The 23,756-nt window shown below is 67.1% G+C and carries 22 protein-coding genes; 17 read left to right on the top strand and 5 right to left on the bottom strand.

Going from position 1 to position 23,756, the window contains the following annotated elements; translation table 11 throughout:
- Positions 1-119: 119 nt before the first annotated feature.
- From ACVRRC_RS06035 to dxs, 3 genes are all read left to right on the top strand, one after another.
- Positions 120-362, top strand: coding sequence for an exodeoxyribonuclease VII small subunit (locus ACVRRC_RS06035; RefSeq protein ID WP_003283056.1), 243 nt, complete (start codon positions 120-122; stop codon positions 360-362).
- On the top strand, positions 362-1,249 hold the full coding sequence (locus ACVRRC_RS06030; protein ID WP_011914720.1) for a polyprenyl synthetase family protein: 888 nt from the start codon (positions 362-364) through the stop codon (positions 1,247-1,249). Before ACVRRC_RS06035 ends, ACVRRC_RS06030 begins: the two co-directional genes overlap by 1 nt.
- A gap of 107 nt (positions 1,250-1,356) precedes the next feature.
- Positions 1,357-3,255, top strand: a complete 1,899-nt coding sequence (gene dxs / locus ACVRRC_RS06025; RefSeq protein WP_019405379.1) for a 1-deoxy-D-xylulose-5-phosphate synthase — start codon at positions 1,357-1,359, stop codon at positions 3,253-3,255.
- Between the two features lie 200 nt (positions 3,256-3,455).
- Here the strand turns inward: dxs and ACVRRC_RS06020 are convergent, their stop codons facing one another.
- The gene (locus tag ACVRRC_RS06020) at positions 3,456-3,932 is read right to left on the bottom strand and encodes a LabA-like NYN domain-containing protein (RefSeq protein WP_084900020.1); all 477 of its coding nucleotides are present in this window, start codon (positions 3,930-3,932) and stop codon (positions 3,456-3,458) included.
- Positions 3,933-4,048: 116 nt separating this feature from the next.
- Between ACVRRC_RS06020 and ACVRRC_RS06015 the strand changes: the two genes are divergently transcribed.
- Entirely contained in the window at positions 4,049-4,729 is a 681-nt protein-coding gene (locus tag ACVRRC_RS06015) for a YciC family protein (RefSeq protein WP_019405380.1), read from the top strand.
- A gap of 76 nt (positions 4,730-4,805) precedes the next feature.
- A complete protein-coding gene (locus tag ACVRRC_RS06010; protein ID WP_011914724.1) occupies positions 4,806-5,234 on the top strand; it encodes a VOC family protein in 429 nt (142 codons plus the stop codon).
- A gap of 10 nt (positions 5,235-5,244) precedes the next feature.
- Here ACVRRC_RS06010 and ACVRRC_RS06005 read toward each other — a convergent pair whose 3' ends face one another.
- Positions 5,245-6,072: an SDR family oxidoreductase gene (locus ACVRRC_RS06005; RefSeq protein WP_014597790.1), complete on the bottom strand. Its 828-nt coding sequence runs from the start codon at positions 6,070-6,072 to the stop codon at positions 5,245-5,247.
- 81 nt (positions 6,073-6,153) lie between these two features.
- On the opposite strand from ACVRRC_RS06005, the gene ACVRRC_RS06000 reads away from it, so the two are divergent.
- Positions 6,154-6,960 carry a substrate-binding periplasmic protein gene (locus ACVRRC_RS06000; RefSeq protein ID WP_043942268.1) on the top strand — a complete coding sequence of 269 codons (807 nt, stop codon included), beginning with the start codon at positions 6,154-6,156 and terminating at the stop codon, positions 6,958-6,960.
- Positions 6,961-6,963: 3 nt separating this feature from the next.
- Here ACVRRC_RS06000 and hrpB read toward each other — a convergent pair whose 3' ends face one another.
- Positions 6,964-9,489 (bottom strand): ATP-dependent helicase HrpB, encoded by a 2,526-nt coding sequence (gene hrpB, locus ACVRRC_RS05995; RefSeq protein ID WP_472996740.1) that lies wholly within the window; start codon positions 9,487-9,489, stop codon positions 6,964-6,966.
- 59 nt (positions 9,490-9,548) lie between these two features.
- Positions 9,549-10,061: a hypothetical protein gene (locus tag ACVRRC_RS05990; protein ID WP_472996739.1), complete on the bottom strand. Its 513-nt coding sequence runs from the start codon at positions 10,059-10,061 to the stop codon at positions 9,549-9,551.
- A 189-nt stretch (positions 10,062-10,250) separates the two neighbouring features.
- Here ACVRRC_RS05990 and ACVRRC_RS05985 point away from each other — a divergent pair, with 189 nt between their 5' ends.
- The 5 genes from ACVRRC_RS05985 to ACVRRC_RS05965 all read left to right on the top strand — a co-directional run bounded on the left by ACVRRC_RS05985 (position 10,251) and on the right by ACVRRC_RS05965 (position 13,402).
- Complete coding sequence (locus ACVRRC_RS05985; RefSeq protein WP_239330524.1) at positions 10,251-10,667, top strand: polyribonucleotide nucleotidyltransferase; 417 nt, start codon at positions 10,251-10,253, stop codon at positions 10,665-10,667.
- Positions 10,668-10,692: 25 nt separating this feature from the next.
- A complete protein-coding gene (locus ACVRRC_RS05980) occupies positions 10,693-11,583 on the top strand; it encodes a cation diffusion facilitator family transporter (protein WP_011914730.1) in 891 nt (296 codons plus the stop codon).
- A gap of 404 nt (positions 11,584-11,987) precedes the next feature.
- Positions 11,988-12,467, top strand: coding sequence for an Lrp/AsnC family transcriptional regulator (locus tag ACVRRC_RS05975; protein ID WP_017246503.1), 480 nt, complete (start codon positions 11,988-11,990; stop codon positions 12,465-12,467).
- A gap of 148 nt (positions 12,468-12,615) precedes the next feature.
- Positions 12,616-13,008, top strand: a complete 393-nt coding sequence (locus tag ACVRRC_RS05970) for a globin (RefSeq protein ID WP_014597796.1) — start codon at positions 12,616-12,618, stop codon at positions 13,006-13,008.
- Positions 13,009-13,183: 175 nt separating this feature from the next.
- Positions 13,184-13,402 (top strand): DUF2788 domain-containing protein, encoded by a 219-nt coding sequence (locus tag ACVRRC_RS05965; RefSeq protein WP_013984129.1) that lies wholly within the window; start codon positions 13,184-13,186, stop codon positions 13,400-13,402.
- Between the two features lie 21 nt (positions 13,403-13,423).
- Here the strand turns inward: ACVRRC_RS05965 and ACVRRC_RS05960 are convergent, their stop codons facing one another.
- Positions 13,424-14,053 carry a pseudouridine synthase gene (locus tag ACVRRC_RS05960; RefSeq protein WP_472996738.1) on the bottom strand — a complete coding sequence of 210 codons (630 nt, stop codon included), beginning with the start codon at positions 14,051-14,053 and terminating at the stop codon, positions 13,424-13,426.
- A gap of 280 nt (positions 14,054-14,333) precedes the next feature.
- On the opposite strand from ACVRRC_RS05960, the gene urtA reads away from it, so the two are divergent.
- From urtA to mgtA, 6 genes are all read left to right on the top strand, one after another.
- A complete protein-coding gene (gene urtA / locus ACVRRC_RS05955; protein WP_472996737.1) occupies positions 14,334-15,602 on the top strand; it encodes an urea ABC transporter substrate-binding protein in 1,269 nt (422 codons plus the stop codon).
- Positions 15,603-15,778: 176 nt separating this feature from the next.
- The gene (gene urtB, locus ACVRRC_RS05950) at positions 15,779-17,350 is read left to right on the top strand and encodes an urea ABC transporter permease subunit UrtB (protein WP_181090150.1); all 1,572 of its coding nucleotides are present in this window, start codon (positions 15,779-15,781) and stop codon (positions 17,348-17,350) included.
- Positions 17,347-18,426: an urea ABC transporter permease subunit UrtC gene (gene urtC / locus ACVRRC_RS05945; RefSeq protein WP_472996736.1), complete on the top strand. Its 1,080-nt coding sequence runs from the start codon at positions 17,347-17,349 to the stop codon at positions 18,424-18,426. Before urtB ends, urtC begins: the two co-directional genes overlap by 4 nt.
- Positions 18,423-19,274 (top strand): urea ABC transporter ATP-binding protein UrtD, encoded by an 852-nt coding sequence (gene urtD, locus ACVRRC_RS05940; protein ID WP_003283036.1) that lies wholly within the window; start codon positions 18,423-18,425, stop codon positions 19,272-19,274. The genes urtC and urtD overlap by 4 nt, the downstream gene beginning before the upstream one ends.
- Positions 19,275-19,399: 125 nt before the next feature.
- A complete protein-coding gene (gene urtE / locus ACVRRC_RS05935; RefSeq protein ID WP_017246506.1) occupies positions 19,400-20,098 on the top strand; it encodes an urea ABC transporter ATP-binding subunit UrtE in 699 nt (232 codons plus the stop codon).
- Positions 20,099-20,201: 103 nt separating this feature from the next.
- Positions 20,202-23,750 (top strand): magnesium-translocating P-type ATPase, encoded by a 3,549-nt coding sequence (gene mgtA / locus ACVRRC_RS05930; RefSeq protein ID WP_472996735.1) that lies wholly within the window; start codon positions 20,202-20,204, stop codon positions 23,748-23,750.
- Positions 23,751-23,756: the final 6 nt, after the last annotated feature.

Raw genomic sequence — 23,756 nt, 5'->3', positions numbered from 1 at the left:
ACCCCGCCGGGCTACGCAGGTTGATACACATCACGCGGGCAAACCTTGTGGCTGCCACCGGCGTTTCTTTGCTAATGTCGCGCCCGTTTCCGACTCGCCGCCGACGACAGGTTCCCGCCATGGCCCGCAAGAAAGCTGCACTCGATTTCGAACAATCCCTTGCCGAGCTGCAACAGCTGGTGGAGCGCCTGGAGAGCGGCGAGCTGTCGCTGGAAGACTCGCTGACCTGCTTCGAACAGGGCATCGGCCTGACCCGCGACTGCCAGGCGGCGCTGAGCCAGGCCGAGCAGAAGGTGCAGATCCTGCTGGAACGCGACGGCAGCCTGCAGGAAGCCCCCTTCGAGTCGGACCCCGAAGCATGATGATCGGCGACTACCAGAAAGGCTGTCAGCAGCGCGTCGACGGCTGCCTCGAAGCCCTCTTCGTCCCGCCGCTGCCGCAGCTCGAGCGGCTCTACCAGGCCATGCGCTACAGCGTGATGAACGGTGGCAAGCGCGTCCGCCCGCTGCTGGTCTACGCCGCCTGCGAAGCACTGAATGGTGACAAGGCAAGCGCCGACGGCGCCGCCTGCGCGGTCGAGCTGATCCATGCCTATTCGCTGGTGCATGACGATCTGCCGGCCATGGACGACGACGACCTGCGTCGCGGCCAGCCCACCACCCACAAGGCTTTCGACGAGGCCTGCGCCATCCTTGCCGGCGACGGCCTGCAGAGCCTGGCCTTCGAGGCCATGGCCCAGGAACGCCACAACCCGCAGGATGCCGCCCTGCGCCTGCGCATGTTCGCCGTGCTGGCGCGCGCCGCCGGGCCTGCGGGGATGGTCGGCGGCCAGGCCATCGACCTCGGCTCGGTGGGCCTCAAGCTCGATCGCGATGCCCTCGAGCTGATGCACCGGCACAAGACCGGGGCGCTGATCGAGGCCAGCGTGCAACTCGGCGCCCTCGCCAGTGGCCGTGCCGATGCCGACAACCTCGCCTCGCTGAGCCAGTATGCACGCGCCATCGGCCTGGCCTTCCAGGTCCAGGACGATATCCTCGACGTGGAAAGCGACACCGCCACGCTCGGCAAGCACCAGGGCGCCGACATCGCCCGGGACAAACCGACCTACCCGGCCCTGCTCGGCATGGACGCGGCCAAGGCCTACGCCCTGGAACTGCGCGACCAGGCACTGCACGCCCTGCGGCCTTTCGACTTCGCCGCCGAGCCGCTACGGGAACTGGCGCGCTACATCGTCGAACGGCGCAATTGACCTTTCGCCGAAATCGCAGTCAAACCCCTACCGGACCCGGGGCCGTTCTTATCGAGGGGCCCATCGGGTAAACTGCCGCTCTTTTTTCAACGACAACGATCCGCCTGATGCCCAAGACGTTCCATGAGATTCCTCGGGTGCGCCCCGCGACGCCCGTTCTTGACCGAGCGGCGACCCCCGAGCAGCTGCGCCGACTGGGCGAGGCGGAACTCGAAGAGCTTGCCAACGAACTGCGCCAGGAGCTGCTGTACAGCGTCGGCCGCACCGGCGGGCACTTCGGCGCCGGCCTCGGCGTGATCGAACTGACCATCGCCCTGCACTACGTCTACGACACACCGGACGACCGGCTGGTCTGGGACGTGGGCCACCAGGCCTATCCGCACAAGATCCTCACCGGCCGCCGCGAGCGCATGGGCACCCTGCGCCAGAAGGACGGCCTGGCCGCTTTTCCGCGCCGGGTCGAGAGCGAGTACGACACCTTCGGCGTCGGTCATTCCAGCACCTCGATCAGCGCCGCCCTGGGCATGGCGGTCGCCGCGCGTCTGAAAGGCGAACAGCGCAAGTCCATCGCGGTGATCGGCGACGGTGCGCTGACCGCCGGCATGGCCTTCGAGGCGCTCAACCACGCCCCGGAAGTCGGCGCCAACATGCTGGTGGTGCTCAACGACAACGACATGTCGATCTCGCGCAACGTCGGCGGCCTGTCCAACTACCTGGCCAAGATCCTCTCCAGCCGCACCTATTCGAGCATGCGCGAAGGCAGCAAGAAGATCCTCTCGCGCCTGCCAGGCGCCTGGGAAATCGCCCGCCGCACCGAGGAATACGCCAAGGGCATGCTGGTGCCCGGCACCCTGTTCGAGGAACTGGGCTGGAACTACATCGGCCCCATCGACGGCCACGACCTGCCGACCCTGATCGCCACCCTGCGCAACATGCGCGACCTCGACGGCCCGCAGTTCCTCCATGTGGTGACGAAGAAGGGCAAGGGCTTCGCCCCGGCCGAGGCCGACCCCATCACCTGGCATGCAATCAGCAAACTGGAGCCAGTCGGCGCGCCGCCAGCGCCGAAGAAGCCCACGGGGCCGAAATACTCCAACGTCTTCGGCCAGTGGCTATGCGACATGGCCGCCGCCGACCCGCGCCTGACCGGCATCACCCCGGCGATGAAGGAAGGCTCCGACCTGGTGGCGTTCAGCGAACGCTATCCGGACCGCTACTTCGACGTCGCCATCGCCGAGCAGCACGCGGTCACCCTGGCTGCCGGCATGGCCTGCGAAGGCCTGAAGCCGGTGGTGGCGATCTACTCCACCTTCCTCCAGCGCGCCTACGATCAGCTGATCCATGACGTCGCGGTGCAGAACCTCGATGTGCTGTTTGCCATCGACCGCGCCGGCCTGGTCGGCGAAGACGGTCCGACCCATGCCGGCAGCTTCGACCTGTCCTACCTGCGCTGCATCCCCGGCATGCTGGTGATGACCCCAAGCGACGAGAACGAGATGCGCCGCATGCTCACCACCGGCTACCACTTCGAAGGCCCGGCCGCGGTGCGCTACCCGCGCGGCAGCGGCCCCAACGCCAGCATCGAGCCGGCCCTGGAACCGCTGGAAATCGGCAAGGCAGTGGTGCGCCGTCAGGGCAGCAAGGTGGCGCTGCTGGTGTTCGGCGTACAGCTGCCCGAGGCGCTGCAGGTCGGCGAGGCGCTGGACGCCACGGTGGTCGACATGCGTTTCGTCAAACCGCTGGACGAAGCCCTGCTGCGCGAACTGGCGGGCAGCCACGAGCTGCTGGTGACGGTCGAGGAGAACAGCATCATGGGCGGTGCCGGCAGTGCGGTGGCCGAGTTCCTCGCTGCCGAAGGCGTGCTGCGACCGATCCTGCACCTGGGCCTGCCGGACTACTACGTCGAGCACGCCAAGCCCAGCGAAATGCTCGCCGAATGCGGCCTGGATGCAGCCGGCATCGAAGCGGCGGTGCGCAAGCGCCTGGCGGCACTCGGCAAAGCCTGACGTCGTTTCGCTGGTTGGGTGGAGCGTCACCACCCTGCGATCACAGCGCCGCTGAGTGGGAGGCGTAGGGTGGAAAACTGCGCAGCATTTTCCACGAGCGTGGCTCCGCTGCGGTGGATGGGTGGAGCGTCATCCACCCTACACTGGCAACTCCGAGTCGCCCCGTTGGCAGACAATCCCGTTTCTCAAAGCGGCGGATCTCAGCCACGCAACAGCAAATCACCTTCGATCGGCACGTAACGCGTCGCCGCACGGATCAATGACTGCGCGGTGAGCCCCGGCACGCCGTAGGCTGTGGCTTCGGCGCCACCGGCACGCACCCGTTCGAGCAGCAGGTCGAAATCACCGTCACCGGATGCCAGCACCACCTCGTCGACCCGCGCCGCTGCATCCAGCACATCGATGGTGATACCCACGTCCCAGTCGCCCTTGGCCGAGCCGTCGCTGCGCTGGATATAGGGTTTGAGCTTCACCGTGAAGCCCAGTTTGCGCAGGATCTGCTGAAACTGCTGCTGCCGCGCATCGCCGCGCTCGATGGCGTAGGCATAGGCTTCGACGATAGTGCCGCGCCGGCTGACGTCGGCCCACAGCGCCGAGTAGTTGAAGTGGCAGCCATGGGCCTGACGCACGGTGTAGTAGAGGTTCTGCACATCGGCGAACAGGGCGATCTTCTTCACGCGGCGGCCTGAAATCTGAATGGACCGCCAGTATGGACGGCGAAATCGCGCATGTCCCGCCTCGCCCGCATCCGTTACAGTGGCGCCCCCGAAACGCTCCCTGACTGCGGACTGCAATGAACGTTCTTGCCATCCTGCGCGACGCCTGGTTTTTCTACTCCCGCCACTTCCTGACCATCGTCCGGCTCTGCCTGCCGCTGATCCTGCTGGAAAGTCTGACCCGTCTGGGGATCGATCACTGGCTCGGCGATAACGCACCGCCCGCCCTGGACCTGCTGGTGGGCCTGATCTTCTACCCGCTGTACGTCGGCGCGCTGATCCTCTTTCTGGACGCGCGCAGCCGTGGCCATGATCCGGCTCTAGGCGCGGTCTATGCCCGGGCGCTGCCATTGTGGCCAGCATTGGCCGTGCTTTCGGGGCTGGGCACGCTGTTGATCCTGCTCGGTGCCTCGCTGTTCGTGCTGCCGGGCATCTGGGTAATGGTCAAGATCGCCTTCGCCGAGTACCTGCTGGTGCTGCGCGGGCTGACGCCGCTGGCAGCGCTGAAGCAGAGCTTCCAGCTCACCCACGGGCATTTCCTGTTGGTCCTGGGCTGTGTGATGACCGTGCTGCTGCCGGTCTGGATGCTCGAGGTCTGGATCGCCGCTCAGCTGTTCGCTGACGAGACCCCGCCGCTATTGCCGGCGATGCTGCTGGATGGCGTGGTCGGCCTGCTGCAACTGCTGCCGACCATCATGCTGTTCCGCTGCTTCATGCTCTGCAGCGAACCGCCGGCAAGGCAGTCGGAGCCCGGCTGAGACGCCGTTCGGCTGGACCCGCGGTCAGGCGTCGACGGCCTGCTAGGCTTGCTTGGCCATTCAAGGAGAACGCACCATGGCCGAACAGAACCCCAGCATCCTTTCCCACATTTCCCTGGGCAGCAATCGCTTCGACGAGGCGGTTGCCTTCTATGACCAGGTCCTCGCCACCCTCGGCTGCAAACGCATCCTCGAACACCCGGGTGCGGTCGCCTGGGGCCGCGAATATCCCGAGTTCTGGGTCCAGCGCCCCTTCGACGGCGGCACCGCCTCCGTCGGCAACGGCACCCATGTGGGCTTCTTCGCCGCCGATCAGGCTGCCGTGGATGCCTTCCACCGAGCCGCCATCGCCGCCGGCGCGGTCGATGAAGGCGCCCCCGGACCACGGCCGGAGTATGGCGAGCCCTATTACGGTTGCTTCGTCCGTGATCTGGACGGTCATAAGATCGAGGCGGCCTACTGGGACGCCGCGCTGATGGAGCAACTCTACGGCAGCGGCGAGTGACCGCGGAGCATCAGGTTCGACTGCCGAGCAGCCGTGGCAGCAGCAGGTGCTGGTACAGCCGCGGGCACCAGCGCGCCAGCAGCCGCGCCTTCCAGTCGAGATTGGAATGAACCAGCAACGCGCGCCGGCGCAGCGCGCCCTGGTAAATCGCCTCGGCGACATCCTGCGGCGAGGCGACCCGACCGATGTCCAGCACCGGCGACGGCGCGGTGGAGCCGTCGCCGACCAGCACGTTCTTGCGCAGGTCGGTGGCGGTGTAACCGGGGCAGACCAGCATCACATGCACCCCGGTATCGCTCAGCTCGCCGCGCAGCGTCTCGAACAGCCCGTGCAGCGCGTGTTTGCTGGCGTTGTAGGCGGCGCGGTTGGGCACAGGGGCATACTGCGAAAGCGAGCTGAGCACGATGATCTGCCCGTCCCGGGCGATCAGGCTGGGCAGTGCCGCCTGGGTGCAATGCAGCGCGCCGTAGAAATTCACCGCCATCACCCGCTGGAACACCGCCAGGCTGGTGTTGGCCACCGGGCTGCGATGGGTGATGCCGGCATTGTTGACCAGCACGTCGATGCCGCCGTAACGCTCGATCACCAGCGTCACCGCACGCTGCACCGCCTCGGCATCGCTGACGTCGCAACACAGCCCCAGCGCCTCGGCGTTGTGGTGATCGGCCAGGTGCTGCACCAGGCCATCCAGCGCATCCTGATGCAGATCGAAGATCACCAGCCGCGCGCCAGCCTGGGCCATGCGTACCGCCAGGGCGCGGCCGATTCCTGCGCAGCCGCCGGTGATCAGCACCAGCTTGCGGTTGAACACCTTGCGATCGAACACCTTGCGCTGCATACCTGTACTCCTCGCCCGCGACATTGCGCCTTGCCTTGAGCATAGGTCGAGATAAGCGGACATACCTCACGTCACGGCAAGATGCCTCATGGACAACAGCGCAACGCCTGCGCATGCTTGCCGGACCAGCGCAAGCCAGTGATTGATCTCTTGAAAGCATTCTTCCAACTGGCCGTGGCCCTGCTCTGCAGTCTGTCTGCCGGGGCCATGGCTTCGCAGCGAATTCTCAACGTCGGCTATTACGAATTCGCTCCCGCCATCTATACCGACGCCCACGGCACGGCGCGAGGCGAGCTTGCGGAGCTGACTCGGCGTGTCGCCCGCCAGGCCGGCTACGGCGTGCACTTTCGCGCGCTGCCCGGCGCACGGCTCTATGCGGCGCTGGAGAATGGCAGCATCGACCTCTGGCCAGGCGCCCAGGGCAAGCCCGAGCTGGCCGCCCATACGCTGGAGGGTCGGCATACCCTCAGCCAGATCAACCTCAACCTCTATCACCGCGCCGGTACGCCGGTGCCGCGTATTCCCGACGATCTGGCCGGCAAGGCGCTGATTCTGATCGGCGGCTACAGCTACTGGCCGAACATCAACGCGATCCTCGAAAACCCGGCGCTCGACCTGCGCCTGCTGCGCACCAGCAATCACCTGTCGGCCCTGGAAATGCTGCGGCGCAAGCGCGGCGACTACCTGCTCGACTACCAGATCCCGGTGGAGCAGGCCCGGCAGCGCCTGAACATGGAAGAGCTGCCCTACCTGCGCCTGACCCAGGTGCCGATCCACTTCATCGTTTCACGCCATGCGCAAGACGCCGAAGCCATCGTCGAGGCACTGGATCAGGCCTACGAAACGCTGCGCCAGGCCGGCGAAGACCTCAGCCTGCCCTCCGACTGAGCCTCACTGCCCGCGGGGCTTGGCCCTGGCGGTGGGCTCGGCGATCAGCGGATCGTCCGGCCAGTAGTGCTTGGGATAGCGCCCCTTCAGATCCTTCTTCACCTCGGCATAGGTATTGGCCCAGAAGCTCGCCAGGTCCTGGGTGACCTGTACCGGCCGGCGCGCCGGCGACAGCAGATGCAGCTTGACGACCTGCCGGCCAGCGGCGATACGCGGCGTGTCGGCCAGGCCGAACAGCTCCTGCAGGCGCACCGCCAGCACCGGCGGCTGCTCGCTGTAGTCCAGCCGAATGCGCGAGCCAGAGGGCACCGTGACGGCCACCGGTGCCTGCTCCTCCAGGCGCTGCGGCAGCGGCCAGGGCAGCAGGGTGGCGAGCATCGCGGCGAGATCGAGCTGGGCGAAGTGCGCCAGCCGCGTGACCTTGCCCAGATAAGGCAGCAGCCAGTCCTCCAGGCGTGCCAGCAGTGCGGCGTCGCTGACATCCGGCCAGTCTCTGATGCCGCCCGCATCCAGCTCGAGCTGGCGCAGCAGGCCAATGCGCGCCTGCCACTGGCGCAGCTCCGGCGTCCAGGCCAGCAGTTCCAGCCCCTTGCGCCGCACCAGAGCGAGCAGCGCCTTGCCACGTGCCTCTTCGTCCAGCGTCGGCAGCGGTTCGCGACTGAGCACCAGCTCGCCGACCCGCCGCTGCCGCTCGGCACGCAGCACGCCCTCGCGCTCGTCCCATTCCAGCTCGTCGCGCACGGCGACCTGCTCGGCCAGCGCGCTCTCGAACAAGGCCGGGTCCAGCGCCACGGCGCGATAGATGCGCTCCTCGCGCTGGCCCTGGTGACTGCCCAGCTCGGCGATCACCAACCAGGATTCCTTCATCAGCGGGTCCGGCTCGCCGAACTGCGCCGCGCGCCCGTTGGCCAGCCGATAGCCACCGCCGCCCTCGCGGCGCTGGCGGGCCACCCGGTCCGGATAGGCGAAGGCCAGCAGCGCGGCCAGCGCGTGTTGCTCATCGAGTTCAGCAGCCGGCGCCGCCGCGGCAGCGCGCAGCAAGCTGCGAAACTGCCGGGCCAGTTGCCGGACGCGCTGTACCCCAGCACCACGACCATCCTGCAACTGATGCAGGCGCAGAGCGAGATCGGCTCCGCCGCCGCGCTGCCCGCCGGGTTGAATGTCACGCTCGACCAGCAGCGCCGCCACGTCGGCAGCCAAGGCAGCCACACCCAACGCCTGCCCGCGCAGCAGCATGTGCGCCAGGCGCGGATGCACCGGCAGCTCGGCCATCGCCTGGCCGTGACGGGTCAGCTGCCAGCCGCCGTGCTCGCTGCGCTGCAGCGCACCGAGGCGCTCCAGCAGGGCCTGCGCCTGACCGTAGGCGGCGGCCGGCGGACGATCGAGCCAGGCCAGCTCGTCCGGCTCGACGCCCCAGCGCGCCAGCTGCAGCGCGACGCCGGCAAGGTCCGCCTGGAGAATTTCCGCCTCACCGTAGGCCGCCAGCTGCCCGTGCTGCTCCTCCGACCACAGCCGGTAGCAGGCGCCCGGCTCCAGCCGCCCGGCCCGCCCCGCCCGTTGCGTGGCCGAGGCACGGGAGATGCGCCGGGTTTCCAGGCGGGTCATGCCACTGCCGGGATCGAAGCGCGGCACCCGCGCCAGCCCGGCGTCCACCACCACCCGCACACCTTCGATGGTCAGACTGGTCTCGGCGATATTGGTCGCCAGCACGACCTTGCGCAGGCCTGCCGGTGCAGGCTCGATGGCCGCACGCTGCTGGGCCAGCTCCAGTTCGCCATGCAGCGGGCAGAGCAGGATGTCGCCGCGCCCCTCCAGCTGTTCGGCCAGCGCCTCGTTCACCCGACGGATCTCCGCCTGCCCGGGGAGGAACACCAGCACGCTGCCGCGCTCGTCCTGCAGCGCCTGCAGCACCGTCTGCACCACCCGCGGCTCGATGCGCTCGCCCGGCGCCAGCGGGCGGCCCCAGCGCTGCTCCACCGGGTGCATGCGCCCCTCGCTGCGCACCACCGGTGCCTCGTCGAGCAACGCCGACAGGCGCTGGCCCTCCAGCGTCGCCGACATCAGCAGGAGCTTGAGCGGCTCGTCGCGGAGCAGCTGACGCGCATTGAGCGTCAGCGCCAGGGCCAGATCGGCATCCAGGCTGCGCTCGTGGAATTCGTCGAAGATCACCAGCCCGACGCCTTCCAGTGCCGGGTCGTCCTGCAGGCGGCGCGCAAGGATGCCCTCGGTGACCACCTCGATGCGGGTGTTCGGCCCGACCTTGCTGTCCAGGCGGATGCGGTAGCCCACCGTCTCGCCGACCCGCTCGCCCAGCTCGCTGGCCAGGCGTTCGGCGGCGGCGCGGGCGGCCAGCCGGCGCGGTTCGAGCATGATGATGGTCTGCCCGGCCAGCCAGGCTTCGCCGAGCAGCGCCAGCGGCACGCGGGTGGTCTTGCCGGCGCCGGGCGGCGCCTCGAGCACAGCTTCGTCGCGCTGCTGCAGGGCCTGGCGCAACGCCGGCAGAACTTCGTCGATCGGTAGGGAATTCATGAGCACTCGCTTCGGGCAGACGATTCAACAACCGAAGCGCCCGCCCGAAGCTGGGCGCATCAGTTGACGCTGTAGCCGCGTCCGGTCAGGCAGGCACCGAGGGCGCGCTTGTAGGTGTCGGCAACGCTGGCCGCCGGGGCCGTCCGGGCGCTGGCCGGGTCGAAACCGCTCTGGCTGACCGCCCAGCTATGACACTCGTAGCGGTCGCGGCTCTGCTGCTCGGCACTCTGGCCCTTGGCCGGATAGGCGATCACATCATATCGCGTGGCCTCGCTGGCCGGCAGCGGCGGCTGGCTGACGGGTTCGTAGACGTTGCGCTCGGCATTCCACAGGTAATAGGTTCCGGCGGCGACGAAGTAGAGCATGCTGCCGATCCACACTTCCCGCGCGCCGGCTGGCAGTCCGTGCCCATGACGCGGCCCTGGCGCAGGGTAGGGCCCCGGGCCGCCCGGCCCACGCTGCATTCCCGGCCCCGACCCCGGTCCCGGCCCGGGCGGTGCGGCAAGGGCGGTCGCTGCAACGCAGAAGGAAAGGACCGCGCCGAGCGCGGCGCGGGGCAATGATCCGAACATGGTGGTGCACTCCGAGTGAGAGGAATCGCCACGCGATTATCCGCCTGAGCCGCGCCGGGCTCCGTCAATGCTCGGTAAGGACTGGGTAAAGCTGCCGGGCGCCGAACACCCGTGCGTGCGGCATGGTCTGATGTCGAGAAAACATCATCCAGCCCTTGTATAGTTGCGCCACTTTTCCAGGAGGTCTTTATGCGTACCCGTAACCGAATCATCGGCGGCGTGTTGGCCGTTTCCCTGTTCACCCAGCTGACCGCGTGCGGCACGCTGTTCTACCCGGATCGCCGCGGGCAGATCGAAGGCCGCATCGACCCAGCTGTCGCCGTGCTCAACGCCGTCGGCCTGCTGTTCTATGTCATTCCGGGGCTGATCGCCTTCGGCATCGACTTCGCCACCGGCGCGATCTACCTGCCGGACAACCAGTACTCCATGGCGCCGGAGAAATTGCAGGAAGCGATCGGCGCAGATGGGCAGATCGACCAGGCCCGCCTGAAAGCCATCATCGAGGCGGAAACCGGCCGCAGCCTGCCGCTGGACGACCCGCGACTGATCCAGCACAACGGCAGCGTCGAGCAGCTGGCCGCCTTCGGCCTGCGCCCGGCCGCCTGATGCCCACGAGGGACAGCCGCCGCCGATGAGCATCAATCGCGACCACGCCCGGCTCATGCGTCGGGCCACCGCCGCGGCATTGGCGACGGCCATCCTGCTGGCGCTGAGCAAGGCCGTCGCCTGGTGGCTGAGCGGCTCGGTGAGCCTGCTGGCCGGCCTCACCGACTCGCTGCTGGACGGCGCCGCCTCGCTGCTCAACCTGCTGGCGGTGCACTACTCGCTGCGCCCGGCGGACGACGATCACCGCTACGGCCATGGCAAGGCCGAGGCACTGGCCGGGCTGGGGCAGGCGGCATTCATCTGCGTCAGCGCGATCCTCGTCGGCGTGCAAGGCGTCGACCGCCTGCTGCATCCGCAACCGTTGGGCGCGCAGGGTGTAGGCATCGCGGTGATGATCTTCTCGCTGGTGATGACCGCCGTGCTGCTGACCTACCAGCATCACGTGGTGAAAATCACCGGTTCCACCGCCGTTCGCGCCGATTCGCTGCACTACCGCTCCGACCTGCTGCTCAACAGCAGCATCCTGCTCGCGCTGGTCCTCGCCAGCTTTGGCTGGGAGCGTACCGACGCGTTGTTCGGCATCGCCATCGCCTTCTACATCTTCTGGAGCGCGATCAGCATCGTCCGCGAGGCCGGGGCCGTGCTGATGGATACCGAGCTGTCGCCGGAGATCAGCGAACAGATGCAGCAACTGGTCTGCGAAGTGCCCGGGGTACATGGTTGCCATGACTTCCGCACGCGGGTTTCCGGCACGCGCTGGTTCGTCCAGTTGCACCTGGAACTGCCTGGTGAACTGCCGCTGTCGCAGGCACATGATCTGTGTGTGGCGGTGGAGAATGCGATTCATGACCGCTATCCGAACGCGGAGGTGCTGGTGCATGCCGACCCGCTTGAGGTAGCGCCGCCGAGGCGGTGAGCCTTCGACCAGTGTCAGGCGTCGGGGCGATAGAGCCCCTGTCTGTATCGCTTGCAGGTTTGCAGACCTTCATCGCCGATCACATCCAAACCCCCACGACGCCCACAACGAAAAAGACCACGCCTGGGCGTGGTCTCTTCGATTCGTCTGGCCGATGGTAACGGCTGCTTCGCACGGTGCCTCGTGAGCGCCGGAGGCCCGGACCGTCGGTCTCGGTAAGACTTTCGGTGACCGCGGCGGGGATCGCGTGCCGTGGTCGTTCTGCCGGGGGCTGAAGTTGAGATAAAGCTTACGCCGCCCCGACCGGCACCGGATTGCGAAGATTGCTGATCAAGGCACCTCTTGCGCAATCTCTAGCCTGCGATTCATCATCACGCGCAATCCGATCCCAAAGGAATCCCTCCATGAGCAAACTCGACCGCTACGACCTGCGCATTCTCGCCGAATTGCAGCACGACGCCCGCATCTCGAACCAGGAGTTGGCCGAACGCATCGGACTGTCGCCCTCGCCCTGCTCCCGCCGCGTCAAGCAACTGGAAGACGACGGCTATATCGCTCGCCAGGTAGCCCTGCTCGACCGCAAGAAGCTCGGCCTGACGCTGACCGCCTATGTGCTGATCGGCATGGACCGGCACACCCCGGAGCGCTTCGAGCACTTCGAGGGCGTGATCGGACGCTGCCCGGAAGTGCTGGAATGCAGCCTGGTCACCGGCATGGATGCCGACTACCAGCTCAAGGTGGTGGTGCCGGACATGGACCACTACCAGCAGTTCCTGCTCGGTACCCTGACGCGTATCGAAGGCGTCTCCAGCGTGCGTTCCAGCTTCGTCCTGCGTCAGGTGGCATCGAGCACCGAGCTGCCACTGGAGCATTTGCGCAGCTGAGACGCAGCGCACAGGCTGTACCCTACTTTCCGAAGGGTTACTGCCTATAATCCGCGCCCTTGTATCCGGTGTCGCCAGGCGCGCCGGACAGCCGAATGCGACGCCCCGTGCAGGCGCCGCTCCCGAACCTTCGTGCCAGGGATGCCCCATGAACGACACCAACCGCGTCATGCAGAGCTATGGCCGCTGCTGCGCGAGCCCCCGCTTCTTCGATGACTTCTACGCCACCTTTCTCGCCAGCTCGCCAGCGATACGGGAGAAGTTCGCCCGTACCGACATGACCGCGCAGAAACAGCTGCTGCGCGCCGGCATCCTCAACCTGGTGCTGTTCGCCCGCGGCATGCCGGACACCAAGCTCCGTGCGCTGGGCCAGAGCCATTCGAGGGCACAGCTGGATATCCATCCGGAGCTCTATGACCTGTGGATCGATGCCCTGCTCAAGACCATCGGGCAACACGACGAGGACCTGCAGCAGGCGGACCTGCAGGCCTGGCGCGCAGTGCTGAACAAGGGCATCGATGTGATCAAGGCGGCCTACTGAATTCGGGCGAGACATTTCGCCGCACCGGCGCCCGGTCGGCGCGGTCCGAACGCTTTGCGAGCACGACCGTCCAACCAGCGGTGGCACACGCGCCGCTTTGCGCAGGCGTATACTGCCCCGCTTTCGCGCCCGGCCTGCCACGGGCGCCGTCGTCGAAGTCAGTCAGGAGAACCCTGTGGATCCCGAAGTTTTCGAAAAGTGGATGATGATCGTGCTGGTCGGCGGGCTGATGGCCTTCATGGCCTTCATCATCTGGGACCTGGCTAAGAAGTCGAAGGCCGGGCGCCTTGGCACCGCCATCCTCTTCCTCGGCCTCGGCCTGTGCCTGTTCGCCTTTCTCGCCAAGCCGGTCATCGGATACATCATCGAAGTGACTCAGGGCATCCCGCACTGAGTTGAGGCACCAGCCGGCGCGCTACAGCTGCGCCGGCACTTCCCGCCACTCGCCCGGCTGCAGGCCGTCCAGCGCCCAGGGGCCGATGCGCACCCGTACCAGGCGCAAGGTCGGCAAGCCAACCGCCGCCGTCATGCGCCTCACCTGGCGATTGCGCCCTTCGCGAATCACCAGCTCCAGCCAGCTGGTCGGTACGCTCTTGCGAAAGCGCACCGGCGGATTGCGCGGCCACAGCTCGGGCTCATCGAGCTGCCGCGCTTCGGCCGGCAGGGTCATGCCGTCGTTCAGCTCGACGCCCTGGCGCAGCCGCTCCAGCTGTGTCTCGTCCACCTCGCCTTCCACCTGCACCCAGTAGGTCTTGGGCAGCTTGTGCTTCGGCTCGGCGATACGCGCCTGCAACCGACCGTCGTTGGTCAGCAGCAACAGACCCTCGCTGTCGCGATCCAGGCGCCCGGCGGGGTAGACGCCCGGCACCGAGACGAAGTCCTTCAAGGTCGCACGACCATCGGCATCGGCGAACTGCGTAAGCACGTCGAACGGCTTGTTCAGCAGCAACAGCCGCGGCTCGGCCGGCGGCGCCTTGGCGACGCGCCGCGGCGCAGGCGCTCTGGCAGGCGATCGCGAGGATGGAGAACGCGGTGGACGAGGCATGGCGACGGGTCTCGGAGCGGGCCGGCCATGCTAGAAGCCAGGCCTGCAACGGGCAAGTGGCGGGCGGGCACCGAAATCGGGCAAAGCGGGCCCTGGCAGTGCACCACGCGCCCTGCGATGCACCAGCATGGCTCACCACGAAAGCTGCCGGATCAACCCAGGATCGGCGCAAAGCGGCGTCGTAGAAGGCTTTGCGCCATTTGGCACGGATGCTGCCATTGCTCCAGGCGTTCCGATGTACCCAGCCCACAGTTGCGCACGGACAGCCAAGGAGCCCCAAATGAAACGCCGTCCTCTGATCAAGACCACCCTCGCCGCCAGTGCCCTGATGCTCAGCGGTCTGTTCCCCTTCACCCTGCAGGCCGCCGAAACCATCAAGGTCGGCATCCTGCATTCGCTGTCCGGCACCATGGCCATCTCCGAGACCTCGCTCAAGGACATGGCGCTGATGACGATCGACGAGATCAACGCCAAGGGCGGCGTGCTCGGCAAGCAGCTCGAGCCGGTGGTGGTCGATCCGGCTTCCAACTGGCCGCTGTTCGCCGAGAAAGGCCGTCAGCTGCTGACCCAAGACAAGGTCGCGGTGACCTTTGGTTGCTGGACTTCGGTTTCGCGCAAATCCGTGCTGCCGGTCTATGAAGAACTCAACGGTCTGCTGTTCTACCCGGTGCAGTACGAAGGCGAGGAACTGTCGCCGAACGTCTTCTACACCGGCGCCGCACCGAACCAGCAGGCCATCCCCGCCGTCGAGTACCTGATGAGCGAAGACGGCGGCAGCGCCGAGCGCTTCTTCCTGCTCGGTACCGACTACGTCTACCCGCGCACCACCAACAAGATCCTGCGCGCCTTCCTGATCAGCAAGGGCGTGCCGGAATCCAGCATCGAAGAGGTCTACACCCCCTTCGGTCACAGCGATTACCAGACCATCGTTGCCAACATCAAGAAGTTCGCCGCCGGCGGCAAGACGGCCGTGGTGTCGACCATCAACGGCGACTCCAACGTGCCCTTCTACAAGGAGCTGGCCAACCAGGGCCTGGACGCCACCGACGTTCCGGTCGTCGCCTTCTCGGTCGGTGAAGAAGAGCTGCGTGGCATCGACACCAAGCCGCTGGTCGGCCACTTGGCCGCCTGGAACTACTTCCAGTCGGTGGAACACCCGGTCAACGAAGCCTTCGTCAGCAAGTGGAAGGCCTACGCCAAGGCCAAGAACCTGCCGGGCGCCGACAAGGCCGTGACCAACGACCCGATGGAGGCCACCTACGTAGGCATCCACATGTGGGCGCAGGCGGTCGAGAAGGCCGGCAGCACCGAGGTGGACAAGGTACGCGATGCACTCGCCGGGCAGACCTTCAAGGCACCGAGCGGCTACACCCTGACCATGGACGAGAAGAACCACCACCTGCACAAGCCGGTGATGATCGGCGAGGTCCAGGAGGACGGTCAGTTCTCGGTGGTCTGGGAAACCGAAAGCCCAGTCCGCGCCCAGCCGTGGAGCCCCTACATCCCGGGCAACGACAAGAAGCCGGATTACGCGGTGAAGTCGAACTAACCGCTGCGGTCGTCATGGTGGATGGGTGACGCACCGATTTCGCGTCCCGATCCACCCCACGATCGCTCGGCTTTCGTTGGGCGGATCGGAACGCGTAGTCGAGACGTTCTCATCCGCCCGCCCATCGCCGCCACCTCCATCAAGAGAGCCCGCGGCGCCCCCTGGGGAATTCACGCATGAACACTGCCCTGCACCGATTATTGCTGCTGCTCCTGCTGGTTCTGCCCTGGGCAGCCCAGGCCGGAGACGCGGCCGACTACGCCAAGGCCAGCCCGGCCAAACAGGCCAGGCTGCTGGAAAGCTGGGCCGCCGCGCCCGCGCCTGAGCGGCTGCCGCTGATCGAAGCGCTGCGCGCCAATCGCGTGGCCATCGACCAGAACAAGACGCCCTTCATTGAGGAAAACGGGGCCTACCGTGCCCTCGAAGGTGATGCCGAGCCGGTCGGCACGCCGAAGAAGCTGCGCCTGAACAACCGCCTGCGCGGCCTGCTCAACACCGCCCTGGCGAGCCACCAGCTGTTCGCCGAAGACCCCGCGCAGCGCCTCGCCGCGGCCAAGCGCCTGCAGCACAGCGGCCAACCGGAACAGCTCGAGCTGCTTCAGCAGCGCCTGGACGCCGAGGACGATGCCGCCGTCAGCGAAGCGCTGACCCTGGCGCTGGCCAACCTGCAGCTGACCGCAAGCGACCCCGCAGTACGCCTCGCCGCGGTGCGCCTGCTCGGCGAAACCGGCGCGCCCATGGCCCGGGTACGCCTGGAGAACCTGCTGGCCGACGAGGCGGAAACCGACGCCAATGTGCGCAAGGCCGCCGAGACCAGCCTGGCCCAGGTCAAGCGCAAGCTCCTGATCGGCGAGCTGCTCGGCCAGGCTTTCAGCGGCCTGTCGCTGGGCTCGATCCTGCTGCTCGCCGCCCTCGGCCTGGCGATCACCTTCGGCCTGCTCGGGGTGATCAACATGGCCCACGGCGAGATGCTCATGCTCGGGGCCTACACCACCTACATGGTGCAGGTGCTGATGGCGCAGCTCGCCCCGGAAGCCCTCGCCTTCTACCCGCTGGTGGCGTTGCCGGTGGCCTTCTTCGTCACCGCCGCAATCGGCATGGCACTGGAACGCACAGTGATCCGCCACCTCTACGGCCGCCCGCTGGAAACCCTGCTGGCGACCTGGGGCATCAGCCTGATCCTGATCCAGCTGGTGCGGGTGCTGTTCGGCGCGCAGAACGTCGAGGTCGCCAATCCGGCCTGGCTGTCCGGTGGCCTGCAGGTGCTGCCGAACCTGGTGCTGCCGTACAACCGCATGGTGATCATCGGCTTCGCGCTGTTCGTGGTGCTCCTGACCTGGCTCTTGCTGAACAAGACGCGCCTGGGCCTGAACGTGCGCGCGGTAACGCAGAACCGCAACATGGCCGCCTGCTGCGGGGTGCCCACCGGGCGCATCGACATGATGGCGTTCGGGCTGGGTTCCGGCATCGCCGGGCTCGGCGGCGTGGCCCTGAGCCAGATCGGCAACGTCGGCCCGGACCTCGGCCAGAGCTACATCATCGATTCCTTCCTGGTGGTGGTGCTCGGCGGAGTCGGCCAGCTGGCCGGCAGCATCTTCGCCGCCTTCGGCCTCGGCATCGCCAACAAGATCCTCGAACCGCAGATCGGCGCCGTGCTGGGCAAGATTCTCATCCTCGCGCTGATCATCCTCTTCATCCAGAAACGTCCGCAGGGGCTCTTCGCTCTCAAGGGGAGGGTCATCGATTGAACCAGCCACTTACCCTCACCGCCGCGCAGAAAGCCGGGCCGAAAGCCACGGTCATCGCCCTCGGCCTGGCGCTGGCCGTCCTCGTCGCCATGCCGCTGCTGCACCTGCTGCCGGCCGAGCATGCCCTGCACGTTTCGGCCTACACCCTGACCCTGGTGGGCAAGATCCTCTGCTACGCCATCGTCGCCCTGGCGCTGGATCTGGTCTGGGGTTACGCGGGGCTCTTGTCACTCGGCCACGGCCTGTTCTTCGCCCTCGGTGGCTACGCCATGGGCATGTACCTGATGCGCCAGAGCGCCGGTGACGGCCTGCCGGCATTCATGAGCTTCCTCGCCTGGAACGAGCTGCCCTGGTACTGGTATTGCACGTCGAGCTTCCTCTGGGCCATGTGCCTGGTGGTGCTGGTACCCGGCGTGCTGGCCTTCGTCTTCGGCTTCTTCGCCTTCCGCTCGCGGATCAAGGGCGTGTACTTCTCGATCATGACCCAGGCGCTGACCTTCGCCGGCATGCTCCTGTTCTTCCGCAACGAGACCGGCTTCGGCGGCAACAACGGCTTCACCGATTTCAAGACCATCCTCGGTTTCTCGATCTCGGCGCCGGCGACCCGCGCCACGCTGTTTCTCGCCACCGTGGCGCTCCTGGCCGGCAGCCTGTACCTGGGCTTTCGCCTGGCGCGCAGCAAGTTCGGCCGGGTGCTCACCGCCCTGCGCGATGCCGAGAACCGGCTGATGTTCTGCGGCTACGATCCGCGCGGCTACAAGCTGTTCATCTGGACGCTGTCAGCGGTGCTCTGCGGCCTGGCCGGAGCGCTCTACGTGCCGCAGGTGGGGATCATCAACCCCAGCGAGATGGCACCGACGCAATCCATCGAGGCCGCCGTCTGGGTCGCCCTCGGCGGACGCGGCACGCTGATCGGCCCGCTGCTCGGCGCCGGCCTCGTCAACGGCATGAAGAGCTGGTTCACCGTGGCCTTCCCCGAATACTGGCTGTTCGCCCTCGGTGCGCTATTCATCGTCGTCACCCTGTACCTGCCCAAGGGCGTCATCGGCCTCATCAAGCGGAGGGGCGAAGAATGAAAACCGTACCCTGCAGCGCCGTCATCGACGGCTTCGACCCCACCGGCGGTGGCCTGACCCGCGATGCCATCGGCCTCGGCCGGGTAGCCGAGAAGGGCCTGGACGTACGCCACGGCACCATCCTCAGCCTGGAAGACATCAACGTCAGCTTCGACGGCTTCAAGGCGCTGACGGATCTCAGCCTGTACATCGGCGTCGGCGAGCTGCGCTGCATCATCGGCCCCAACGGTGCCGGCAAGACCACCATGATGGACGTCATCACCGGCAAGACGCGCCCCACCAGCGGCAGCGCCTGGTTCGGCGAAACCCTGGACCTGACCCGCATGAGCGAGGTGGACATCGCCCAGGCCGGCATCGGCCGCAAGTTCCAGAAGCCCACGGTGTTCGAGGCGCTTTCGGTGTTCGAGAACCTGGAGCTGGCGCAGAAGACCGACAAGTCGGTGTGGGCGAGCCTCAGGGCCAGGCTTTCCGGCGAGCAGAAGGACCGCATCGACGAAGTGCTGGAGACCATCCGCCTTGGCCAGTCGCGTCATCGCCCGGCCGGGCTGCTGTCCCACGGGCAGAAGCAGTTCCTCGAGATCGGCATGCTGCTGATGCAGTCGCCGCAGCTCTTGCTGCTCGACGAGCCGGTGGCCGGCATGACCGATGCCGAGACCGAATTCACCGCCGAGCTGTTCAAGTCCTTGGCGCGCAAGCATTCGCTGATGGTGGTCGAGCACGACATGGGCTTCGTCGAGACCATTGCCGACCACGTCACCGTGCTGCACCAGGGCCAGGTGCTGGCCGAGGGTTCGCTGCAACAGGTGCAGGCGGATGAGCGGGTGATCGAGGTGTATCTGGGGCGTTGAGCAAAAAGGTGGATGGCTTCGGCCATCCACCCTACGCCCGCCAAACGCCCATGCCCGCATCAACGCAAACCTAATCGTAGGGTGGATAACGCCAGAGGCTTACCCACCAAGTGAAGGAGTCGCACATGCTGCAAGTCCAGCAACTGCACCAGTACTACGGCGGCAGCCATATCCTGCGCGGCCTCTCGTTCGAGGCGAAGGTCGGCGAAGTCACCTGCCTGCTCGGACGCAACGGCGTCGGCAAGACCACCCTGCTCAAGTGCCTGATGGGCCTGATCCCGGCCAAGGAAGGCGCGGTGAACTGGGAGGGCAAGCCGATCACCGGCTTCAAGCCGCACCAGCGCGTGCACGCAGGCATCGCCTATGTGCCGCAGGGGCGCGAGATCTTCGGCCGCCTGACCGTCGAGGAAAACCTGCTGATGGGCCTGTCCCGTTTCAGCGCCAGGGAAGCCAAGGAAGTACCCGAGTTCATCTACGAGCTGTTCCCGGTTTTGCAGGAAATGAAGCACCGCCGCGGCGGCGACCTCTCCGGCGGCCAGCAACAGCAGCTCGCCATCGGCCGCGCGCTGGCGAGCAAGCCGCGCCTGTTGATCCTCGACGAACCCACCGAAGGCATCCAGCCCTCGGTGATCAAGGAGATCGGCGCGGTGATCAAGAAGCTCGCGGCCCGCGGCGACATGGCGATCCTCCTGGTGGAGCAGTTCTACGACTTCGCCGCCGAACTGGCCGACCAGTACCTGGTGATGAGCCGCGGCGAGATCATCCAGCAGGGTCGCGGCGAAAACATGGCCGCCGAGGGTGTGCAACGCCTGGTGGCGATCTAGCCTTGCTGCAGCGCCCCCACGGGGGCGCCTGATCGGTGTCAATGTCCGGCTCTCCCGCCGGGCCGATGATTGACAGCGTTGGCTCCAGCAGGGGGTGCACGGCATGCACGATGCGTTCGACTCTTCCGCCCCGACCGAACATGCCAGGCCGCTGATCTGGCTGTCCTGGCTGTTGGGCGCGGCTATGCTCGGCGCGCTGGTGGTCGGCGTCCTGCAGCTGGCCGACGCCAGCCACTTCGCCCTGGTTCTCAGCCAGGCCGAGCCGGCCTGGCTGCTGGTCGCCATCGCGCTGCAGGGGCTGACTTACGTCGTCCAGGGTCAACTGTATCGCCAGGTACTGACGGCCGCGGGCACGTCGCTGCCGTTGTGGGACGCCACCAAACTCAGCCTGACCAAGCTGTTCATCGACCAGGCCCTGCCTTCCTCCGGATTCAGCGGCGCGGTGGCAGTGGTCGCCCTGCTGCAACGCCGCGGCATCGCTGCGTCTCAGGTTTCCAGCTGCTTCATCGTCAGCGTGTCGGCCTATTTCGTGGCCTACCTGCTGGCGCTCGGCGCCGCCCTCTTCATCGCAATCGACAGCGGCCATGGCAGTCTCGCCGTGATCGCCACCAGCGCAGCCTTCATGCTGTTCTGCGGCCTCATGGCGATCGCCGCGCCGCTGATCGCCGGGCTGCCGCAGGGCGCCCTGGCCAGGCGTCTGCAACACGTGCGCTGGATGCAGCGCCTGCTGGCGATGGTGTTCGCGGCCGAGCCCCGACTGACGCGCAATCCGCGCCTGCTGAGCTGGGCCAGCGGCTATTCCCTGCTGATCGTCCTGCTTGACGCCCTGACCCTCTGGGCGCTGCTTCACGCAGTCGGCCACGCGGCGCCCTTCGCCGGCATCTTCGCCAGCTTCATGCTGGCCAGCGTGTTGCGCAGTGTCGGCATCGTGCCGGGTGGGCTCGGTGCGTTCGAGGCCGCCGCGGTGGCGACCCTCAGCTGGGCCGGCGTGCCGCTGGCGGCCGGCCTGTCGGCAACGCTGCTGTTTCGCGTGTTGAGCTTCTGGCTGCCGATGCTGCCCGGCTTCTGGCTCTCCCGGGACGCCTTGCGGGCCGGGGCCGCAAACCACCACGAGACGGTCACGCCGGACTACTGGAGCCAGCCGCTGGATGAGCTCTATGCCAGCCTGAAGAGCGGCCCGAACGGGCTCGCCAGCGACGCTGCCGCCGCGCGACAGCCGTCGGTCAGGCGTACGTACCGGCCGAACCTGGCGCGGCAGGTCGGCGCCTCGCTGCTGCGCCAGCTGTCCAGCCCGCTGGTGCTGATCCTGTTGATCGGCGCGCTGGTGGCGCTGATCGCCCATGACTGGCTGGATGCCCTGATCGTGCTGGCCATCGTCATCGCCAGCGCGCTGGTCGGCAGCCTGCACGAGGTCCGTTCCAACCGCGCGATTGCACGCCTGCGCGAACAGGTGGCCAGCCGCGCCGATGTCTGGCGCGACGGGCGCCTGCAGAGCCTGGCCGCAGATGAAGTGGTGCCCGGCGATATCGTCGAGCTCTCGGCCGGCAGCCTGATTCCGGCCGATGGCCGGCTGGTCGAGGCGCGCGACTGCTTCGTCAACCAGGCCCTGCTGACCGGCGAGACCTTTCCGGTGCAGAAGCAGGCGAGCCGGATCGCCAGCGACGCCGCCCTGGCGCAGCGCGACAACTGCCTGTTCCGCGGCACCTCGCTGCGCAGCGGCACGGCGCGCCTGCTGGCCGTGCGCTGCGGCCTGCATACCGAGCTCGGCCATATCGAGCGCTCGCTGGTGCTGCGCCCGCCGGAAACCGAGTTCGAGCGCGGCCTGCGCCAGTTCGGCGGTCTGCTGCTGCGGGTGATGCTGGTGATGGTCACCGCGGTGCTCGGGCTCAACCTGTTCCTCGACCGACCGCCGCTGGACACCCTGATGTTCGCCATCGCCCTGGCCGTCGGGCTGTCGCCGGAGCTGTTGCCGGCGATCCTCAGCGCGACCCTTTCGGCCGGCGCGCGACGCATGGCGGGGCGCGGCGTGATCGTGCGCCATCTCAACGCCATCGAGAATCTCGGCGCGATGGACACCCTCTGCACCGACAAGACCGGCACCCTGACCCGCGGCGTAGTGGCCCTCGACGGGGCGCTGGACGCCGACGGCCAGCCCAGCACCACGGTGCTGCGCATGGCCTGGCTCAACGCGTCGCTGCAGACCGGCCTGCGCAACCCGCTGGACGAGGCGATCGGCGACTACGCCCGCGACAAGGCGCCGGCCATGACTGGCGCCGACAAGCTCGATGAAATTCCCTACGACTTCGTCCGCAAGCGCCTGAGCGTGCTGCTGCGCGACGCTAGCGAGCCCACGCCACGGCTGATCTGCAAGGGTGCGCTGGATAACGTGCTGCAGGTGTCGGCGTTCGTGCAGCAGGGCGATGCCGTGTTGCCGTTGACCGCCGAGCGGCGTGAGGCGCTGGCGGCCCGCTTCGCTGCCTGGAGCGCCGCCGGCTATCGGGTGCTCGGCCTTGCCTGGCGCTCCATGGAAGGCGAGCGCTGCACCGTCGATGATGAGCAGGCGCTGGTCTTCACCGGCTTCCTGCTGTTCTTCGACCCACCCGAGCCCGGTGTGCGCGAGGAGCTGGCGGCGCTGCGCGAGCTGGGCGTGGCGGTGAAGATCATCAGCGGCGACAACCGCCTGATCGCGCGGCAGGTGGCCGAGAGCGTCGGCATCGATGTCGAGCGCGTCATCACGGGCGCCGAGATCGGGCAGATGCGCGACGAGGCGCTGATCAACCTGGCGCCGCGGGTCAGCCTGTTCGCCGAGGTCGATCCCAACCAGAAGGAGCGCATCATCCGCGCGCTGCAGAAGACCGGCCACGTGGTGGGCTTTCTCGGCGACGGCATCAACGACGCGCCGGCACTGCATGCCGCGGACGTCGGCATCTCGGTGGACAACGCGGTGGACGTGGCCAAGGAGGCGGCCGATTTCGTCCTGCTGCGCCACGAACTGGGCCTGGTCCGTCAGGGCATCGACGAAGGCCGGCGTACCTTCGCCAACACGCTGAAGTACATCTACCTGACCACCAGCGCCAACTTCGGCAACATGATCAGCATGGCCGTGGCCTCGTTCTTCCTGCCCTTCCTGCCGCTGCTGGCCAAGCAGATCCTGCTCAACAACTTCCTCTCCGACATTCCGGCCATCGGCATCGCCGGTGACCGCGTCGATGCCGACTGGTCACGCACGCCGCATCGCTGGGACATCGGCGAGGTGCGTCGCTTCATGATCCTGTTCGGCCTGATCAGCTCGGCCTTCGATCTGCTCACCTTCGGCGTGCTGCTGTACCTGGTGGGCGAGCAACCGGAGCTGTTTCGCAGCGGCTGGTTCGTCGAATCGCTGATCACCGAACTCGCCATCATCTTCGTGGTGCGCACGCACAAGCCGTTCTACCGCAGCCGGCCGGGGCGCTTCCTGCTGGTCAGTTCACTGCTCATCGCGCTGCTGACCGTGCTGCTGCCCTACACGCCGGTGGGCGGCTGGTTCGCCCTGCAGCCACTGCCGGCCACGGTGCTCGGGGCGGTTCTGCTGATCACACTGCTCTATGCGGCCTGTTCGGAATGGACCAAGCAACGCTTCTTTGCCCGGCTCGGCGCATCCCGTCAGCCCTGAGCAAGA

It is taken from the genome of Stutzerimonas sp. LR2 (assembly GCF_055755175.1).
The sequence above is the reverse complement of the archived record's forward strand: the minus strand, read 5'-3'. Positions and strand labels throughout refer to the sequence as shown.

Excerpts from the sequence above, each read along its gene's own strand:
- ACVRRC_RS06005 (WP_014597790.1), bottom strand. The coding sequence starts at position 6,072 with ATGCAGCGCAAGGTGTTCGATCGCAAGGTGTTCAACCGCAAGCTGGTG.
- ACVRRC_RS06035 (WP_003283056.1), top strand. The coding sequence starts at position 120 with ATGGCCCGCAAGAAAGCTGCACTCGATTTCGAACAATCCCTTGCCGAG.
- ACVRRC_RS05980 (WP_011914730.1), top strand. The coding sequence starts at position 10,693 with ATGAGCATCAATCGCGACCACGCCCGGCTCATGCGTCGGGCCACCGCC.
- mgtA (WP_472996735.1), top strand. The coding sequence starts at position 20,202 with ATGCACGATGCGTTCGACTCTTCCGCCCCGACCGAACATGCCAGGCCG.
- ACVRRC_RS05970 (WP_014597796.1), top strand. The coding sequence starts at position 12,616 with ATGAACGACACCAACCGCGTCATGCAGAGCTATGGCCGCTGCTGCGCG.
- ACVRRC_RS06010 (WP_011914724.1), top strand. The coding sequence starts at position 4,806 with ATGGCCGAACAGAACCCCAGCATCCTTTCCCACATTTCCCTGGGCAGC.
- ACVRRC_RS05985 (WP_239330524.1), top strand. The coding sequence starts at position 10,251 with ATGCGTACCCGTAACCGAATCATCGGCGGCGTGTTGGCCGTTTCCCTG.
- ACVRRC_RS05990 (WP_472996739.1), bottom strand. The coding sequence starts at position 10,061 with ATGTTCGGATCATTGCCCCGCGCCGCGCTCGGCGCGGTCCTTTCCTTC.
- ACVRRC_RS06000 (WP_043942268.1), top strand. The coding sequence starts at position 6,154 with ATGCCTCATGGACAACAGCGCAACGCCTGCGCATGCTTGCCGGACCAG.
- ACVRRC_RS06015 (WP_019405380.1), top strand. The coding sequence starts at position 4,049 with ATGAACGTTCTTGCCATCCTGCGCGACGCCTGGTTTTTCTACTCCCGC.
- urtE (WP_017246506.1), top strand. The coding sequence starts at position 19,400 with ATGCTGCAAGTCCAGCAACTGCACCAGTACTACGGCGGCAGCCATATC.
- hrpB (WP_472996740.1), bottom strand. The coding sequence starts at position 9,489 with ATGAATTCCCTACCGATCGACGAAGTTCTGCCGGCGTTGCGCCAGGCC.
- ACVRRC_RS06030 (WP_011914720.1), top strand. The coding sequence starts at position 362 with ATGATCGGCGACTACCAGAAAGGCTGTCAGCAGCGCGTCGACGGCTGC.
- dxs (WP_019405379.1), top strand. The coding sequence starts at position 1,357 with ATGCCCAAGACGTTCCATGAGATTCCTCGGGTGCGCCCCGCGACGCCC.
- ACVRRC_RS05960 (WP_472996738.1), bottom strand. The coding sequence starts at position 14,053 with ATGCCTCGTCCACCGCGTTCTCCATCCTCGCGATCGCCTGCCAGAGCG.
- ACVRRC_RS05975 (WP_017246503.1), top strand. The coding sequence starts at position 11,988 with ATGAGCAAACTCGACCGCTACGACCTGCGCATTCTCGCCGAATTGCAG.
- urtB (WP_181090150.1), top strand. The coding sequence starts at position 15,779 with ATGAACACTGCCCTGCACCGATTATTGCTGCTGCTCCTGCTGGTTCTG.
- urtD (WP_003283036.1), top strand. The coding sequence starts at position 18,423 with ATGAAAACCGTACCCTGCAGCGCCGTCATCGACGGCTTCGACCCCACC.
- urtA (WP_472996737.1), top strand. The coding sequence starts at position 14,334 with ATGAAACGCCGTCCTCTGATCAAGACCACCCTCGCCGCCAGTGCCCTG.